The organism is Streptomyces sp. 8N616, assembly GCF_052246385.1.
In the GTDB taxonomy this organism is placed as follows: domain Bacteria; phylum Actinomycetota; class Actinomycetes; order Streptomycetales; family Streptomycetaceae; genus Streptomyces.
The window spans coordinates 356138-370612 of sequence record NZ_JBQQBY010000001.1; the positions used below are offsets into that span (position 1 = coordinate 356138).

A 14475-nucleotide genomic window follows, 5' to 3' on the forward strand; every position below is an offset into this window, starting at 1 on the left:
CGGCTTTCGATTCGGCGAGTGAGCCTGAAATAGTTCCTCACGATGTTCGCCATCCCTAGACTCCCTGTGCAGGGGGTAACTCGGGGGACAACTAGTGGGGCATGGAGTGCCGGAACTCGTACTGGAATTGAACGGACAGACCTGGACGCTCGATTCGTCCAGGTCGTATACGCTCGGCCGTGATCCGCAGGGCGACTTGGTGGTCGAGGACGCCAGAGTCTCGTGGCGACACGCCACCGTCCGCTGGGGCGGCCGCAGTTGGGTGATCGAGGACCAGGGGAGCACCAACGGCACGTATGTGCAAGGCCAGCGCATCCAGCAGGTGGAGATCGGGCCCGGCTCGGCCGTCCACCTCGGCAACGCGACCGACGGCCCGCGGCTGACCGTCTCCGGCTCCGGTGCCGGTTCCGGCTCCGTCTCCGGCTCCGGCTCGGCCGCCGGGGCGGCCCAGGCCCCCAGCGCGCAGTCCGCGATGGCCGCACCGCAGCAGGCCCCCGCAGGCTGGTCCCCGCAGGCCCCGCCCCCGCAGGCCCATCAGCAGCCCCAGCAGGCGCCGTGGCAGCAGTCACAACAGCAGGCGCCCGCCCCCCACATACCGCAACAGCAGGCCCCCGCCGCCCACATACCGCACCAGGCCGGCGCCCACCACCAGCACTCCGTGAACCCTCTCCAGGGCGGGGGAGTTCCGCAGGGCCCCGGCGACCGCGGCCCGACCGGCTTCCACCAGCTCGCCGTCGGCCGGGTGATGGGCATCGGCCGTGCCCTGGACAACGAGCTGGTCGTCTCCGACCTCCAAGTCTCGCGCCACCACGCCGAGTTCCAGTCCACGCCCGACGGCCGCTTCGAGATCCGCGACCTCGGCAGCCACAACGGCACGTACGTCAACGGTCAGCCGCTCCCCAAGTCCGGCTCCGCGCTCATCGGCCCCAACGACACCGTGGGCGTGGGTCACTCGACCTTCCGCGTCGTCGGCGACCGGCTCGAGGAGTTCGTCGACACCGGTGAGGTCTCCTTCTCCGCCCGCCACCTGACCGTCACGGTCGACGGCGGCAAGCAGATCCTCAGGGACGTCTCCTTCGGCGTCCCCGAGAAGTCGCTCGTCGCGGTCATCGGCCCGTCCGGCTCCGGCAAGTCCACGCTGCTGAAGGCGCTCACCGGCTACCGTCCCGCCGACCAGGGCGATGTCCTCTACGACAACCGGAACCTCTACAAGCAGTTCGCGGAGCTGCGTCAGCGCATCGGCCTGGTCCCACAGGACGACATCCTGCACAAGGAGCTGACCGTAAGGACCGCGCTCAAGTACGCGGCCAAGCTCCGCTTCCCCGCGGACACCACCGAGGCCGAGCGCGAGGCCCGCATCGCCGAGGTGCTGCGGGAGCTCAAGCTCGACATCCACAAGGAGAAGAAGGTCACTTCGCTCTCCGGCGGCCAGCGCAAGCGCGTGTCGGTGGCCCTGGAGCTGCTGACCAAGCCGTCGCTGATCTTCCTCGACGAGCCGACCTCGGGCCTCGACCCGGGCATGGACCGCGACGTCATGCAGCTGCTGCGCGGGCTCGCCGACGACGGCCGTACGGTCCTGGTGGTCACCCACTCCGTGGCCGAGCTGGCGCTCTGCGACAAGCTGCTGGTGATGGCCCCGGGCGGTTCGGTGGCGTACTTCGGTCCGCCGGAGGAGGCGCTCAACTTCTTCGGCTACTCGACCTGGGCGGACGTCTTCTCGGCGTTCGAGAACTACCGCGACTACGACTGGTCGGGTCGCTGGCGCGGCTCGCAGCACTACCAGATGTACGCGGCGGACATCGACGCCGTGGCCCCGCAGTCGGTGCACATGCCGCCGCCGCAGCACATGCGCCCGCCGAAGCCGCAGGGCTGGGGCTCGCAGCTGTGGACGCTGGTCAGGCGCTATGTCTCGGTGATCGCCTCGGACCGGGGCTTCATCGGGCTGATGGTGCTCCTCCCCGCCATCCTCGGCGGGGTGAGCGTGGTCATCCCGGCGGAACACGGCCTTGCGGCACCGACGGGCGGAGACCGCTTCAACGGCGGCGCGGGCATGATCATGATGATCCTCGTCGTCGGCATGTGCTTTTCGGGCGCCGCCAACTCCGTCCGTGAGCTGATCAAGGAACGGGTGATCTACGAGCGGGAGCGCGCCACCGGCCTGTCCCGTTCCGCGTACCTGATGTCCAAGGTGATCGTGCTGGGTGTGACCACCTCCCTTCAGGCGGTCATCATCTGCGCCATCGGCTTCTCGACCCGGAAGCTCCCTGAGGAGGGCCTGGTCATCACCGGCTCCCCGGCCGCCGAGCTGTGCCTGTCGGTCATCGCGATCGGCTTCACCTCGATGATGTTCGGCCTGGTCATCTCGTCGCTGGTGAAGACCGCGGAGAAGACCATGCCGCTGCTGGTGATGTTCGCGATCGTCCAGCTCGTCTTCACGGGGGTGCTGTTCCAGATCTTCGGCAAGCCCGGCCTTGAGCAGTTCGCCTGGCTGATGCCGTCCCGCTGGGCCCTGGGTGCGGCCGGCGCGACGCTGGATCTCTCACACCTCATGGCGCCGTGGGATCCGCAGAAGCCGAACGATCTGGATCCTGTGTGGGAGCACACGGCGGCACAGTGGAGCATCAACATGACCGTGCTGATCGCGATTGGCGTCGCGTGCTGCTTCGCCGTGGCCCGGCTGCTGCGGCGGCACGAGCCGGAGGTCATGCGCAAGTAGCTTCAGGCGCGGCGCTCGGCGCGCCGCGTTCGGCGCTCGCCGCACGGTTGCCCGGCGCTCGGCAGCGAGCCGGGCCGGAGGCCGGAAAAACCGCCAGGGCGGCGGCACCCTCACGGGGTGCCGCCGCCCTGCGCGTATTGCGGCTCTGGGGTGGAGCTCAGCGTCTCTTAGTACGCGGAGTTCACGTTGTCCATGGAGCCGTAGCGGTCGGCAGCGTAGTTGCAGGCCGCGACGATGTTGGCCACCGGGTCGTACTGGGAGTTCGCGGTGCCCGGGACGTGGTAGGCGTCGAAGGTCGGCTTGATCACCTGGAGCAGGCCGATCGACGGAACGCCGTTCTGGGCGTTGATGTCCCAGTTGTTGATGGCGTTCGGGTTACCACCGGACTCACGGATGATGTTGCGGTGGATGCCCTCGTAGGAGCCCGGGATGTTGTGCTTCTTCATGATGTCCAGCGACTCGCGGATCCAGCCGTCGAGGTTGTTCGGGTACTGCTTCGGCGCAGCGGCGGCCGCAGCGGCCTTACGGGCTGCCGACCGGTTCGCGGCTTCCTTGGCGGCGCGCTCCTTGTCGGCCTTCGCCTTGGCCTCGGCCTTGGCCTTGGCCGCGAACGCGGCCTTCTTCTTGGCCATCTCCGCGGCGGCCTGCTTCTGCTTCGCCGCGAGGTCGGCCAGCTTCTTCTTCTCGGCCTCGGCCTTGGCCTTCTTCGCGGCCTCGACCGACTTCTGCGTCGCGCTGTCCTTCTGGATCTTGCCGACGCTGTCGGTCTTGAGCTCGGCGACCGGCTTGGCCGAGAGCGCCTGGGAGGCCTCCGGTGCCTGCTCCGCCTCGGCGGAACCGGGTACGACCGCGAATGCCAGGGCCGCGGCGCCTGCAGCGGCGATACCCGCTGCCGACAGCTTGTGGGTCTTGGTCAGACGGCGATAACCGGAAAACGTGGGGACGGGCATGACGTGGACCTCTTCCAATCGCTCGGTGCCGCAGAGGCCGGATCTGTGAAAGGCGCGCGAATCCCCCCGAGCGGTGGAGGTAGATGCGCTCGCCGTTCCGGCAAAAGCGCCGCGTTCGATCTGCGGCGCCGTGCGACGTGAAGAATTCTTAGCGGCGGAAAAAGGCCCTGGCAAAGGTGTGACGTACTACGCAGGATCGTGGAACCCTGGACCTCAGAAATGCGATCCAAAGCCTCTTCTCCCCGCTCAAAGCAGTTTTTGGTTCCACTAGGAGAGGTCGTAAGTGATATGCGTTACATGGGCGGGCTCACATCGGACAGCCATCGGTCTCACCCGTTGAATTCATTGGTGCGCATAGCGTGCACAACGCTAAAACCGCCCTGACCTGCGGAAAAGCCATTTCTGGGTCAAATCGGACAGCCTGTGAGGCGTGAAAGGGGCCTCCGAAGCGCGGTCGGAGGTCTGTAAAGCAGTGAACTAGCAGGTCAGCGCGGTGCAGCGGGCAGAACGAGATGGATGTCCCCGAACTCGTGCCATAGATAGCGGTGCGCCAGAGCCGCCTCGTAACCACGGGCCAGCGCCTCCCGGCCCGCCACCGCCTCGAGCATCAACAGATGCGAGGGGCCTGGCCGCGCTCGGCATCTCCGCCGAGCCGTCCCCGTCCGGCGACTCCACCGCGAACACCGTCTGGTACGCCGACAGCGGCTGATCGCGCTCCGTGTACGCGTAGCGGATCGGGCGCCCGTACCGGGGCAGCAGCGCGGGCATCCCAGCCCCGCCCGGCCAGCGCCTCCGCCAGTGCCAGGCCGAGCCCCTTCGAAGCCCCCGGCACGGTCGCCCCGCCGGTACGGTGAGGCCATGACCACCGGCTCCGTACCCGAATCGGGCCTCGCCGCGGTGAGCGCCGCGCTGCTCGCCATGAGCAGACACCTCGAAGTACGCGATGCGCTCCAGACGATCGTGGCGTCGGCGCGCGAGCTGCTGGACGCCGAGTACGCGGCCCTCGGGGTGCCCGACGACCACGGCGGATTCGCCCAGTTCGTGGTCGACGGAGTCAGCGACGACCAGTGGAAGGCCATCGGCCCGCTGCCCCGGCAGCACGGCATCCTCGCCGCGATGCTCCGTGAGGCCACCCCGCAGCGGCTCGCCGACGTCCGCGAGGACCCGCGCTTCGAGGGCTGGCCGCGCGCCCACCCCGAGCTGTCCGACTTCATCGGCCTGCCGGTCGCCGACGGCGACGAGGTCCTCGGCGCGCTCTTCCTGGCCAACAAGCGGTGTGCCGGGCCACCGGCCAAGCACAGGGGCAGGTGCGGCTTCACCGAGCAGGACCAGGCGCTGCTCGGCATCCTCGCCCAGCACGCCGCCATAGCCCTGACCAACGCGCGGCTGTACGAGCGCAGCCGCGAGCTGACCATCGCGGGGGAGCGGGCCCGGCTCGCGCACGAGCTGCACGACGCCGTCTCCCAGAAGCTCTTCTCGCTCCGCCTCACCGCCCAGGCCGCGGCCGCCCTCGTCGACCGCGACCCGGCACGGGCCAAGGGCGAGCTGCAGCAGGTGGCGGACCTCGCGGCGGAGGCGGCCGACGAGCTGCGCGCCGCCGTGGTCGAGCTGCGGCCCGCAGCCCTGGACGAGGACGGCCTCGTCGCCACTCTCCGCACCCAGATCCAGGTCCTCGACCGTGCCCACACCGCCAAGGTCACCTTCGCCTCGCAGAGCGTGCGGGCCCTGCCCGCGGCCCAGGAGGAAGCGGTCCTGCGGGTCGCCCAGGAGGCGCTGCACAACGCGCTGCGGCACTCCGGCGCCGCGGCGGTCGAGGTGTCCCTCACTCGCGGCGGCCAGGGCGCGGTGCTCCGGGTCGAGGACGACGGCCAGGGCTTCGACCCGTCCGCGGTGCGCCGCGCGGGCCGCCACCTGGGCCTGGTGTCGATGCGCGACCGGGCGAGCGGGGCCGGCGGCAGCCTGACCGTGGAATCGGCGCCCGGCAAGGGCACCGTGATCGAGTTGGAGGTGCCCGGTGGCTGAACCTCACGGCACCGGCCGCGGCAGCCGCAGCATCCGCGTGCTGCTCGTCGACGACCACCAGGTCGTACGGCGCGGCTTGCGGACGTTCCTCGAGGTGCAGGACGACATCGAGGTGGTGGGGGAGGCGGCCGACGGCGCGGAAGGCGTCGCGCGCGCCGAGGAGCTGCACCCCGACGTGGTCCTCATGGACGTGAAGATGCCCGGCACCGACGGCATCGAGGCCCTGCGCAAACTCCGGGCCCTGGACAGCCCCGCCAAGGTGCTGGTCGTCACCAGCTTCACCGAGCAGCGCACGGTCGTGCCCGCACTCCGGGCCGGCGCCGCCGGATACGTGTACAAGGACATCGACCCGGACGCCCTGGCCGGTGCCATCCGCTCCGTGCACGCCGGGCACGTGCTGCTGCAGCCCGAGGTGGCCTGGGCCCTGCTCTCCCAGGAGGAGGCGACAGGCGGCCAGGGGCGGGGCAGTTCGCTCACCGAGCGGGAGCGCGAAGTGCTCGCCCTGATCGCCGACGGCCGGTCCAACCGGGAGATCGCCCGCGCGCTGGTGCTGTCCGAGAAGACGGTGAAGACCCACGTCTCGAACATCCTGATGAAGCTGGACCTGGCGGACCGCACCCAGGCGGCCCTCTGGGCGGTACGCCACGGCGTGACCGGCTAAGGGCGGACCATTCCGTTCCGGGCCGAGATTCATACTGTCGGGTGCATGTCGCCCAGTTGGCGCAACCGGATCGGTGGTGGCCCGTTCTCCATGGCGTGCTGCGGCGATTGGCCCGTGGCAAAGCTAGGAGGGTCCAGAACGTGAAGAACCTGAAGAAGGTCGCTGTCGTCGCCATGATCGCCGGTGGAATCGTCGCCGCGGGTGCCGGCGTCGCCTCCGCCACCGACGGTGCGAACGCCTACGGCGAGACCGTGTTCTCGCCGGGCACCGGGTCGGGCAACCAGGTCCAGGCGCCGGTCCACGTGCCGGTCAACGCCACCGGCAACTCCGTGAACGTGATCGGGGTCCTGAACCCGACCTTCGGCAACGAGAGCGCCAACTTCTGATAGCGCAGCCTCGTCGAGTAGCGCCACCGGCCCCCGGGAGACGTCCCCCGGGGGCCGGTGCCATGATCGGCCGGTCCCACGCCTCGACGGCCCCATGCCGCGGCGGCCCCATGATCGGCGGGGCGCAGCGCGATCAGTCGCGCTCCCGCTGCTCCACATAGGCGTTGTACGCCGCCACCTGCGCCCTGCGCGCCGTCCGCTCCACCGGCCGCAGCGCCTCCGCCCGCGCCGCGATCTGCGACGCGCTCACCGCCGCCCCATGCTCGCTCCCGCCACCGCCCGCCCCGTCGGGACCGTGCGCGATGGCGATCAGCGCACCGACCCGCTGCGCCAGCTCCAGCACCCGCACCGCACGCGGCGGATAGCCCGGCGCCAGCACCTCCCGCCCGCGGGCGGCCCGCTCCCGGTACGCCTCGAGCGCCGCCTGAGCCACCGGACCCGAACCCGCCACATCCATCCGGGACAGCAGCTCGGTCGCCTCCCGCAGTGCCTCCGCCAGCTCGCGCTCGGCCTCGCCGAGCGACGGCACGTCCGCGGGCGGCGCATCCCGTACGGGCAGGCAGTGCCACACCACTTCTACGTGCAGATCACCGTCCGGCCCCGCTTCGAAGATCTCCGGTACGAGCCCCAGCGGCTGCCCGCCCGAGGCGATCACCGCCTCCTCGGCCTCCATCGCCCGCGCGTTGAAGTCCGGCGGCCCGCTCAGCCCCAGCGGATGCCCCGGCGCGGGCAGCGCCACCCGCAGCCCCGTGGCGCCGAGCGCCCGCAGCCGCCCGAGCCCCAGGCTGAGGCCGACCGGATCCGCCTCGCCCGGGAGCCCCTCGACCCGGTGCCGGGCATCGTCCGCGACGATCCGGTGCACCGCCTCATCAGGGGAGATGAGTCCGGCAATGAGGGCATTTCCCCAGGCGGCCAGGCGCCCTGAACGCGGTTCGGTGAGCATGGGACCAGCCTAAGGAAGGACGCCGCCGACCGGTGGCGTAGGTTTTCCCTCGGGGCTGCGCCCACAGGCGCACTCGAGATCCGAGATTGCATGGGAGACAACGCGCTCATGAGCGATGTACTGGAGCTGGTGGACGTATCCGTGGTCCGCGAGGGCCGGGCTCTGGTGGACCAGGTTTCCTGGTCGGTCGCCGAGGGCGAGCGCTGGGTGATCCTCGGCCCCAACGGCGCCGGCAAGACCACGCTGCTCAACATCGCCTCCAGCTATCTCTTCCCCACCTCGGGCACCGCCCAGATCCTCGGCGAGAAGCTCGGCAGCGTCGACGTCTTCGAGCTCCGCCCCCGCATCGGCATGGCGGGCATCGCCATGGCCGACAAGCTCCCCAAGAGCCAGACCGTCCTGGAGACCGTGCTCACCGCCGCGTACGGCATGACCGCGCACTGGCACGAGAACTACGAGGCCGTGGACGAGGAGCGCGCCCGCGCCTTCCTCGACCGGCTCGGCATGAACGATTACCTGGACCGCAAGTTCGGCACCCTCTCCGAGGGCGAGCGCAAGCGCACCCTGATCGCCCGCGCGATGATGACCGACCCGGAGCTGCTGCTGCTGGACGAGCCGGCGGCCGGGCTCGACCTCGGCGGCCGGGAGGATCTCGTACGGCGCCTGGGGCGGCTCGCCCGCGACCCGTACGCGCCCTCCATGATCATGGTGACTCACCACGTCGAGGAGATCGCGCCGGGCTTCACCCACGTCCTGATGATCCGTCAGGGCAAGGTGCTCGCGGCCGGACCCGTGGAGTCGACGCTCAACTCCCGCAATTTGTCACTGTGCTTCGGGCTGCCGCTGGTCGTCGAGCGCAACGGCGACCGCTGGACCGCCCAGGGCCTGCCGTTGTCCTGACCGACCCTGATCAACCCTGACTGGGCAACTGCCCTGATCGACTCTGTCCTGTCGGCCACTGTCGGCGATGAGGGCATCACGCCTACCATGAGCGCGTGGATCCATGGGTGTGGTGGCTGATCGCTGCCGTCGGGCTTGGCATACCTCTCGTACTCACCGCGATGCCTGAATTCGGGATGTTCGCGGTCGGAGCCGTGGCGGGCGCCGTGACCGCCGCGCTGGGCGCCGGGACGGTCACGCAAGTGCTCGTGTTCGCCGGCGTATCCGTTGCACTGATCGCCGTCGTACGCCCGGTCGCGGCCCGGCACCGCAGCCAGCGGCCGCAACTGGCCAGCGGCATCGATGCGTTGAAAGGGCGTCAGGCCGTCGTGCTCGAGCGGGTCGACGGCGGCGGGGGCCGGATCAAGCTCGCCGGGGAGGTCTGGTCGGCGCGCACGCTCGACGCGGACCAGGTGTGCGAGGTGGGCCAGCAGGTCGATGTGGTCGACATCGACGGGGCGACAGCCGTCGTGATGTGATGGCCGTCAGCCGTGCATGACGGCTCGTCAGGTGGCTGGATTCCGCCCCGAGACGGGCCGCGCTCTGCCAGACTCGATCATCAAGCAACCGAAGGGGTAACGGGGAGCATCCATGGAACCGATCATCATCGTCCTGATCATCCTGGTGGTGCTCGTCTTCATCGCACTCATGAAGACGGTGCAGGTCATCCCCCAGGCCAGCGCCGCCATCGTGGAGCGCTTCGGCCGCTACACCCGTACCCTCAACGCGGGCCTCAACATCGTCGTCCCGTTCATCGACTCGATCCGCAACCGCATCGACCTCCGCGAGCAGGTCGTCCCGTTCCCGCCACAACCCGTCATCACCCAGGACAACCTGGTCGTCAACATCGACACCGTCATCTATTACCAGGTGACCGACGCCCGGGCCGCCACCTACGAAGTCGCCAGCTACATCCAGGCGATCGAGCAGCTCACGGTCACGACCCTGCGCAACATCATCGGCGGCATGGACCTCGAGCGGACCCTCACCTCGCGCGAGGAGATCAACGCAGCCCTCCGCGGAGTCCTCGACGAGGCCACCGGCAAGTGGGGCATCCGCGTCAACCGCGTCGAGCTCAAGGCCATCGAGCCCCCCACCTCCATCCAGGACTCGATGGAGAAGCAGATGCGCGCCGACCGGGACAAGCGCGCCGCGATCCTCACCGCGGAAGGCATCCGGCAGTCGCAGATCCTCACCGCGGAAGGCGAGAAGCAGTCGGCGATCCTCCGGGCCGAGGGTGAGGCCAGGGCGGCCGCCCTGCGCGCCGAGGGCGAGGCCCAGGCGATCCGTACGGTCTTCGAGTCCATCCACGCCGGAGACCCGGACCAGAAGCTGCTGTCCTACCAGTACCTGCAGATGCTCCCGAAGATCGCGGAAGGCGACGCCAACAAGCTCTGGATCGTGCCCAGCGAGATCGGCGACGCGCTCAAGGGGCTCAGCGGCGCGATCGGCAACTTCGGCCCGATGGCCGGTGGCGGCGGCTCCGTACCGGGCTCGGCGGCCCCCAAGCCCCCCGCCCCGCGCCGCGAGCAGCCCCCGCTCGACTGACGGACCGACCGGCGCCCGGCCGCGTCCGGCATGATCGGTGCTGTAGGCACAGATCACCGGAAGGGGCAGCGTGGGCACGTGGGAGGCATTGGCCGTCTTCGCGGCGGGCATCGGAGCCGGCACCATCAACACCATCGTCGGCTCCGGCACCTTGATCACCTTCCCGGTGCTGCTGGCCGTGGGGCTGCCGCCCATCACCGCGAACGTCTCCAACAGCCTCGGTCTGGTCCCCGGCTCGATCAGCGGCGCCATCGGCTACCGCCGTGAACTCGCCGGCCAGCGCCGCCGCCTCCTGCGCTTCGGCAGCACCGCTCTCATCGGCGGACTCGCCGGGGCGGCCCTGCTGATCGCCCTGCCCTCCGAGGCCTTCGACAGCATCGTGCCGGTCCTCGTCGGCCTGGCCGTGGTGCTGGTGGCCCTCCAGCCCTGGCTGTCCCGGGCCGTCCAGCGCCATCGCGAGCGCAACGGCACCGGAGCCCGGCACGACGGCGGCCCCGTACTCCTGGGCGGACTGCTCCTCGCCAGCGCGTACGGCGGCTACTTCGGCGCGGCTCAGGGAATCCTCTATCTCTCTCTGATGGGCCTGCTGCTCGACGAGGACCTCCAGCGGACCAACGCCGTCAAGAACGTCCTCGCCGCCCTCGTCAACGGCGTCGCGGCCCTCTTCTTCCTCTTCGTCGCCGACTTCGACTGGATCGCCGTCCTGCTCATCGCAGGGGGCTCCGCACTCGGCGGCGTGCTCGGCGCCACCGTCGGCCGACGCCTCCCGCCCACCGCGCTGCGCGCCGTCATCGTCGCGGTCGGCCTCGCCGCGATCGTCCATCTGCTCCTCACCTGAGCAACAGATGGACGACCCGTCAGCAGACCGGCCACGAGCACGCCCTCTGAGGCGTCTCAGGCCGGAACGCGGTCACCCGGCCGCGCCAGCCACTCCGGCAGCGCCTCCCGGCCCGACCCACCGAGCGCCAGCACCAGCGCATCAGCGGGCGTCGGCTCGAACGGCTTGCGCAGCAGCCGCATCCCCGCCTGCTCCGGAGTACGGTCCGCCTTGCGGTGATTGTCCTCAGCGCAGGCAGCGACCGTATTCAGCCACGTGTCCCGACCACCGTGCGAACGCGGCACCAGGTGGTCCACGGTCGTCGCCCGGCGCCCGCAGTACGCGCACCGGTGCCGGTCCCGTACCAGCACACCGCGCCGCGACCACGGCGCCTGTCTTCGGAACGGCACCCGTACGTACCGGCAGAGCCTGATCACCTGCGGCACCGGAACATCCACTGCCGCCGCACGGATACGCAGCCCGGGGTGGGCCTGCTCGACGACCGCCTTGTCCTGCATGACCAGCACCACAGCACGCCGCAGCGACACCGTCGACAGCGGCTCGAAGCTCGCGTTGAGCACCAGCGTCTCGCGCATCCCGGCCCACTTCCCGGCAGTCGTTGATCCGCCGCTCCGCGGCGGGGCCTCCCACCCCGTGGCGGGCCGGGATCAACTCTGTCGGCGCCCACCGGTCTGAACAACGCAATTTCCTGTACGCGAGGGGGCGCGGGAGTGAAGACGTGAAAACCCGCCTGCCCCGCCACGCAATGTGTGGCAAGGCAGACGGGTTTCAGTTCCCGGTGTTCCGGCTCCGCAAAGGACGCCGGGACGTCAGTCGGCGGCGGCGTACTCGCCGATCAGCTGCGCCCGCGCGATCGTGTGGAACCGCAGATTGAAGCCGACGACCGCCGGTGACGCGTCCGCGTCGGGGCCGAGCTTCTCCGAGTCCACGGCGTACACCGTGAACACGTACCGGTGCAGTTCCCCGGGCGGCGGAGCGGCCCCGCCGAAGTCCCGCGTCCCGTAGTCGTTCCGTACGTGCACGGCCCCCTCGGGCAGCCCCTCGAACTTGCCGCTCCCGGCGCCCGCGGGCAGTTCCGTGACCGTCGCCGGGATGTCGAAGAGCACCCAGTGCCAGAAGCCGCTCCCGGTCGGCGCGTCCGGGTCGAAGCACGTCACCGCGAAGCTCTTGGTCTCCGCAGGGAACCCCTCCCACCGGAGGTGGGGGGAGGTGTTCCCCGCCGCGAGCACCTGGGCATCGCCCAGCGTCGCCCCCGGCGCCACGTCATCGCTCACCACGGTGAACGACGGCACCGCAGGGTGGAAGTCATGCGGAAGCGGCGGCCTCTTGAGCTCGGTCACGTCGAAACCTCCTGATCGGGTGGTCCGGGATGGATCGCTTTGGATCTCTGCCGCTCCGAGCCTAGAACCTGGAACCTAGAACCAGTTGCGGCGCCCGCCCACTTCGGCGAGCCACTGGTTGAGGTAGGCGGCCCAGTCGGTCTCCTGGAAGGACTGGAGGTTGACGGTGAACGCCCGGTACGAGTCGCTGCCCTCGGTGAACAGGCCGGGCTTCTTGTCCATCTCCAGGATGACGTCCATCTCCCGGTCATCCGCGACGAAGGTCAGCTCGACCTGGTTCAGACCCCGGTACTGCTGCGGAGCGAAGAACTCGATCTCCTGGTAGAAGGGCAGCCGCTGCCGCGTCCCGCGGATGTGCCCCCGCTCCAGGTCAGCGCTCTTGAAGCCGAAGCCCAGCGCGCCGAAGGCGTCCAGAATGGCCTGCTGCGCCGGCAGCGGGTGCACATTGACGGGGTCCAGGTCGCCCGAGTCCACGGCCCGCGCGATCTCCAGCTCCGTCGTCACACCGACGTTCATCCCCGTCAGATGACGCCCGAGGAACATCGTGACCGGCGTCTCCCACGGGATCTCGAGACCGAACTGCACCGCGTGCACCGCGCCCGGCTGCACCTCAAAGGCGCCGCCCAGCCGCTTCTTGGTGAACGCGACGTCCTGCTTGACCTCCTGGTCACCCCCCTCGACCTCGACCCGCGCCTGGAGGCCTACGGACAGCCCCTCGATCCGCTGGGGGACCGACCCGCCCTGGATCCGCACCTCACCCTGCACGACGCCACCCGGCACGACGTTCGCCTCGGTCAGCACCGTCTCGACGGACGCACCGCCGGCACCCAAGCTTGCGAGCAGCTTCTTGAAGCCCATGGTTCTTCCTCCCCGGGCGAGCCCGTGTCTCGCCTTGATCGCTCTTGACCTGTAGATACGCCCCACAGCCCCGGGCGGTTCCGTGCCTCCACCGTGGCAAGAGGACGGCCCCCGTGGCCAGCCGCCGGCCCTTACCCCGTGCACTACGCTCGGAGCGCATGCCGCACCGTACGCCGCTCACCCGCGACTTCTTCGACCGGCCCGTCCTTGAGGTGGCCCCGGACCTCCTCGGCCGCACCCTCGTCCGTACCACCCCCGACGGTCCGATCGAACTGCGGCTGACGGAGGTCGAGGCATACGACGGCCCGACCGACCCCGGCTCCCATGCGTACCGGGGCCGCACCGCGCGCAACGCCTCGATGTTCGGCCCTCCAGGACACGCGTACGTCTACTTCATCTACGGCATGTGGTTCTCGCTGAACCTGGTCTGCGGACCCGTGGACAACGCGAGTGCCGTGCTGCTCCGGGCAGGTGAAATCAGGACAGGCCTCGAACTGGCACAGAAGCGGCGCCCGACGGCGCGCAAGGAGAACGAACTGGCGAAGGGCCCCGCGCGGCTCGCAACGGCCCTCGACATCGACCGCTCGCTCAACGGATCCGACATCTGCGCAGGTCCGGAGGCCCTTCTGACGGTCCTCGAGGGTGAGCCCGCGGTCGCAGGCCGCATCCGCAACGGCCCGCGCACGGGCGTGAGCGGCGACGGCGCCGTCCACCCCTGGCGCTTCTGGATCGACGGCGACCCAACTGTGAGCCCGTATCGGGCTCATACGCCTCGTCGCCGTCGCCAGAAGGCAACTTGACTCTCAGTCCGGAACCGCATAACGTAGCCCGAGCCGCTTGACACGGGCAGAGCCGCGACGGCCGAAAGGCCGGACGCCAATCCCCGCAAGCGGCGTAGCCATCACTACGAGGAACTCCCTAATCGGGAACGATTTCGGCATGCCGAAATTCGGTCCGAAAGAGCTCGATTATGAGTCGCCGGGGAAATCCGCTAGGGTGGTGAACACGAAGGGAAGCGCCCGGAGAAACCGGTACTGCGGTTAACCGAAGTACTGTGGTTTCGAAGGAAGCGTCCGTTCCTTGAGAACTCAACAGCGTGCCAAAAGTCAACGCCAGATATGTTGATACCCCGTCTCCGGGCCGTGATGGTCTGGGGCGAGGTTCCTTTGAAGAAATACACAGCGAGGACGCTGTGAACCACTGGGTTATTCCTCTGGTGGTTCCGCTCTCGTGGTGTTGGCCCCGATATCGGGGAAGCATTCACGGAGAGTTTG

At 69.6% G+C, this 14475-nt stretch carries 14 protein-coding genes and 1 pseudogene; 9 read left to right on the top strand and 6 right to left on the bottom strand.

Features of this window, described 5'->3' with window-relative positions; all coding sequences use genetic code 11:
- The first annotated feature begins 94 nt into the window (after positions 1-94).
- Entirely contained in the window at positions 95-2716 is a 2622-nt protein-coding gene (locus ACTWQC_RS01575; RefSeq protein ID WP_443313620.1) for an FHA domain-containing protein, read from the top strand.
- Between the two features lie 167 nt (positions 2717-2883).
- On the opposite strand, the gene ACTWQC_RS01580 is transcribed toward ACTWQC_RS01575, so the two are convergent.
- Positions 2884-3666, bottom strand: a complete 783-nt coding sequence (locus ACTWQC_RS01580; RefSeq protein ID WP_443313621.1) for a transglycosylase SLT domain-containing protein — start codon at positions 3664-3666, stop codon at positions 2884-2886.
- 485 nt (positions 3667-4151) lie between these two features.
- Positions 4152-4533, bottom strand: a pseudogene (locus ACTWQC_RS01585) (S-adenosylmethionine:tRNA ribosyltransferase-isomerase); the annotation flags it as partial.
- On the opposite strand from ACTWQC_RS01585, the gene ACTWQC_RS01590 reads away from it, so the two are divergent.
- The 3 genes from ACTWQC_RS01590 (at position 4525) to ACTWQC_RS01600 (ending at position 6735) form a co-directional block, all read left to right on the top strand.
- Complete coding sequence (locus ACTWQC_RS01590; protein ID WP_443313622.1) at positions 4525-5688, top strand: GAF domain-containing sensor histidine kinase; 1164 nt, start codon at positions 4525-4527, stop codon at positions 5686-5688. The pseudogene ACTWQC_RS01585 and the gene ACTWQC_RS01590 sit on opposite strands and share 9 nt — an antisense overlap.
- Positions 5681-6349, top strand: coding sequence for a response regulator (locus ACTWQC_RS01595; RefSeq protein ID WP_443313623.1), 669 nt, complete (start codon positions 5681-5683; stop codon positions 6347-6349). The genes ACTWQC_RS01590 and ACTWQC_RS01595 overlap by 8 nt, the downstream gene beginning before the upstream one ends.
- Positions 6350-6489: 140 nt before the next feature.
- Positions 6490-6735 carry a chaplin gene (locus ACTWQC_RS01600; protein WP_443313624.1) on the top strand — a complete coding sequence of 82 codons (246 nt, stop codon included), beginning with the start codon at positions 6490-6492 and terminating at the stop codon, positions 6733-6735.
- 133 nt (positions 6736-6868) lie between these two features.
- Here the strand turns inward: ACTWQC_RS01600 and ACTWQC_RS01605 are convergent, their stop codons facing one another.
- On the bottom strand, positions 6869-7678 hold the full coding sequence (locus ACTWQC_RS01605) for a hypothetical protein (RefSeq protein WP_443313625.1): 810 nt from the start codon (positions 7676-7678) through the stop codon (positions 6869-6871).
- Between the two features lie 108 nt (positions 7679-7786).
- On the opposite strand from ACTWQC_RS01605, the gene ACTWQC_RS01610 reads away from it, so the two are divergent.
- The 4 genes from ACTWQC_RS01610 to ACTWQC_RS01625 all read left to right on the top strand — a co-directional run bounded on the left by ACTWQC_RS01610 (position 7787) and on the right by ACTWQC_RS01625 (position 11003).
- Positions 7787-8578, top strand: a complete 792-nt coding sequence (locus ACTWQC_RS01610) for an ABC transporter ATP-binding protein (RefSeq protein ID WP_443313626.1) — start codon at positions 7787-7789, stop codon at positions 8576-8578.
- Positions 8579-8673: 95 nt separating this feature from the next.
- On the top strand, positions 8674-9096 hold the full coding sequence (locus ACTWQC_RS01615) for an NfeD family protein (RefSeq protein ID WP_443313627.1): 423 nt from the start codon (positions 8674-8676) through the stop codon (positions 9094-9096).
- A gap of 112 nt (positions 9097-9208) precedes the next feature.
- Positions 9209-10165, top strand: coding sequence for an SPFH domain-containing protein (locus ACTWQC_RS01620; protein ID WP_443313628.1), 957 nt, complete (start codon positions 9209-9211; stop codon positions 10163-10165).
- Between the two features lie 70 nt (positions 10166-10235).
- Positions 10236-11003: a sulfite exporter TauE/SafE family protein gene (locus ACTWQC_RS01625; RefSeq protein ID WP_443313629.1), complete on the top strand. Its 768-nt coding sequence runs from the start codon at positions 10236-10238 to the stop codon at positions 11001-11003.
- A 56-nt stretch (positions 11004-11059) separates the two neighbouring features.
- Here ACTWQC_RS01625 and ACTWQC_RS01630 read toward each other — a convergent pair whose 3' ends face one another.
- The 3 genes from ACTWQC_RS01630 to ACTWQC_RS01640 form a co-directional block, all read right to left on the bottom strand.
- Complete coding sequence (locus tag ACTWQC_RS01630; protein WP_443313630.1) at positions 11060-11578, bottom strand: HNH endonuclease; 519 nt, start codon at positions 11576-11578, stop codon at positions 11060-11062.
- 234 nt (positions 11579-11812) lie between these two features.
- On the bottom strand, positions 11813-12343 hold the full coding sequence (locus tag ACTWQC_RS01635) for a YbhB/YbcL family Raf kinase inhibitor-like protein (protein WP_443313631.1): 531 nt from the start codon (positions 12341-12343) through the stop codon (positions 11813-11815).
- 75 nt (positions 12344-12418) lie between these two features.
- Entirely contained in the window at positions 12419-13201 is a 783-nt protein-coding gene (locus ACTWQC_RS01640; RefSeq protein WP_443313632.1) for a sporulation protein, read from the bottom strand.
- Positions 13202-13359: 158 nt separating this feature from the next.
- On the opposite strand from ACTWQC_RS01640, the gene ACTWQC_RS01645 reads away from it, so the two are divergent.
- Entirely contained in the window at positions 13360-14001 is a 642-nt protein-coding gene (locus ACTWQC_RS01645; protein ID WP_443313633.1) for a DNA-3-methyladenine glycosylase, read from the top strand.
- Positions 14002-14475 lie beyond the last annotated feature (474 nt).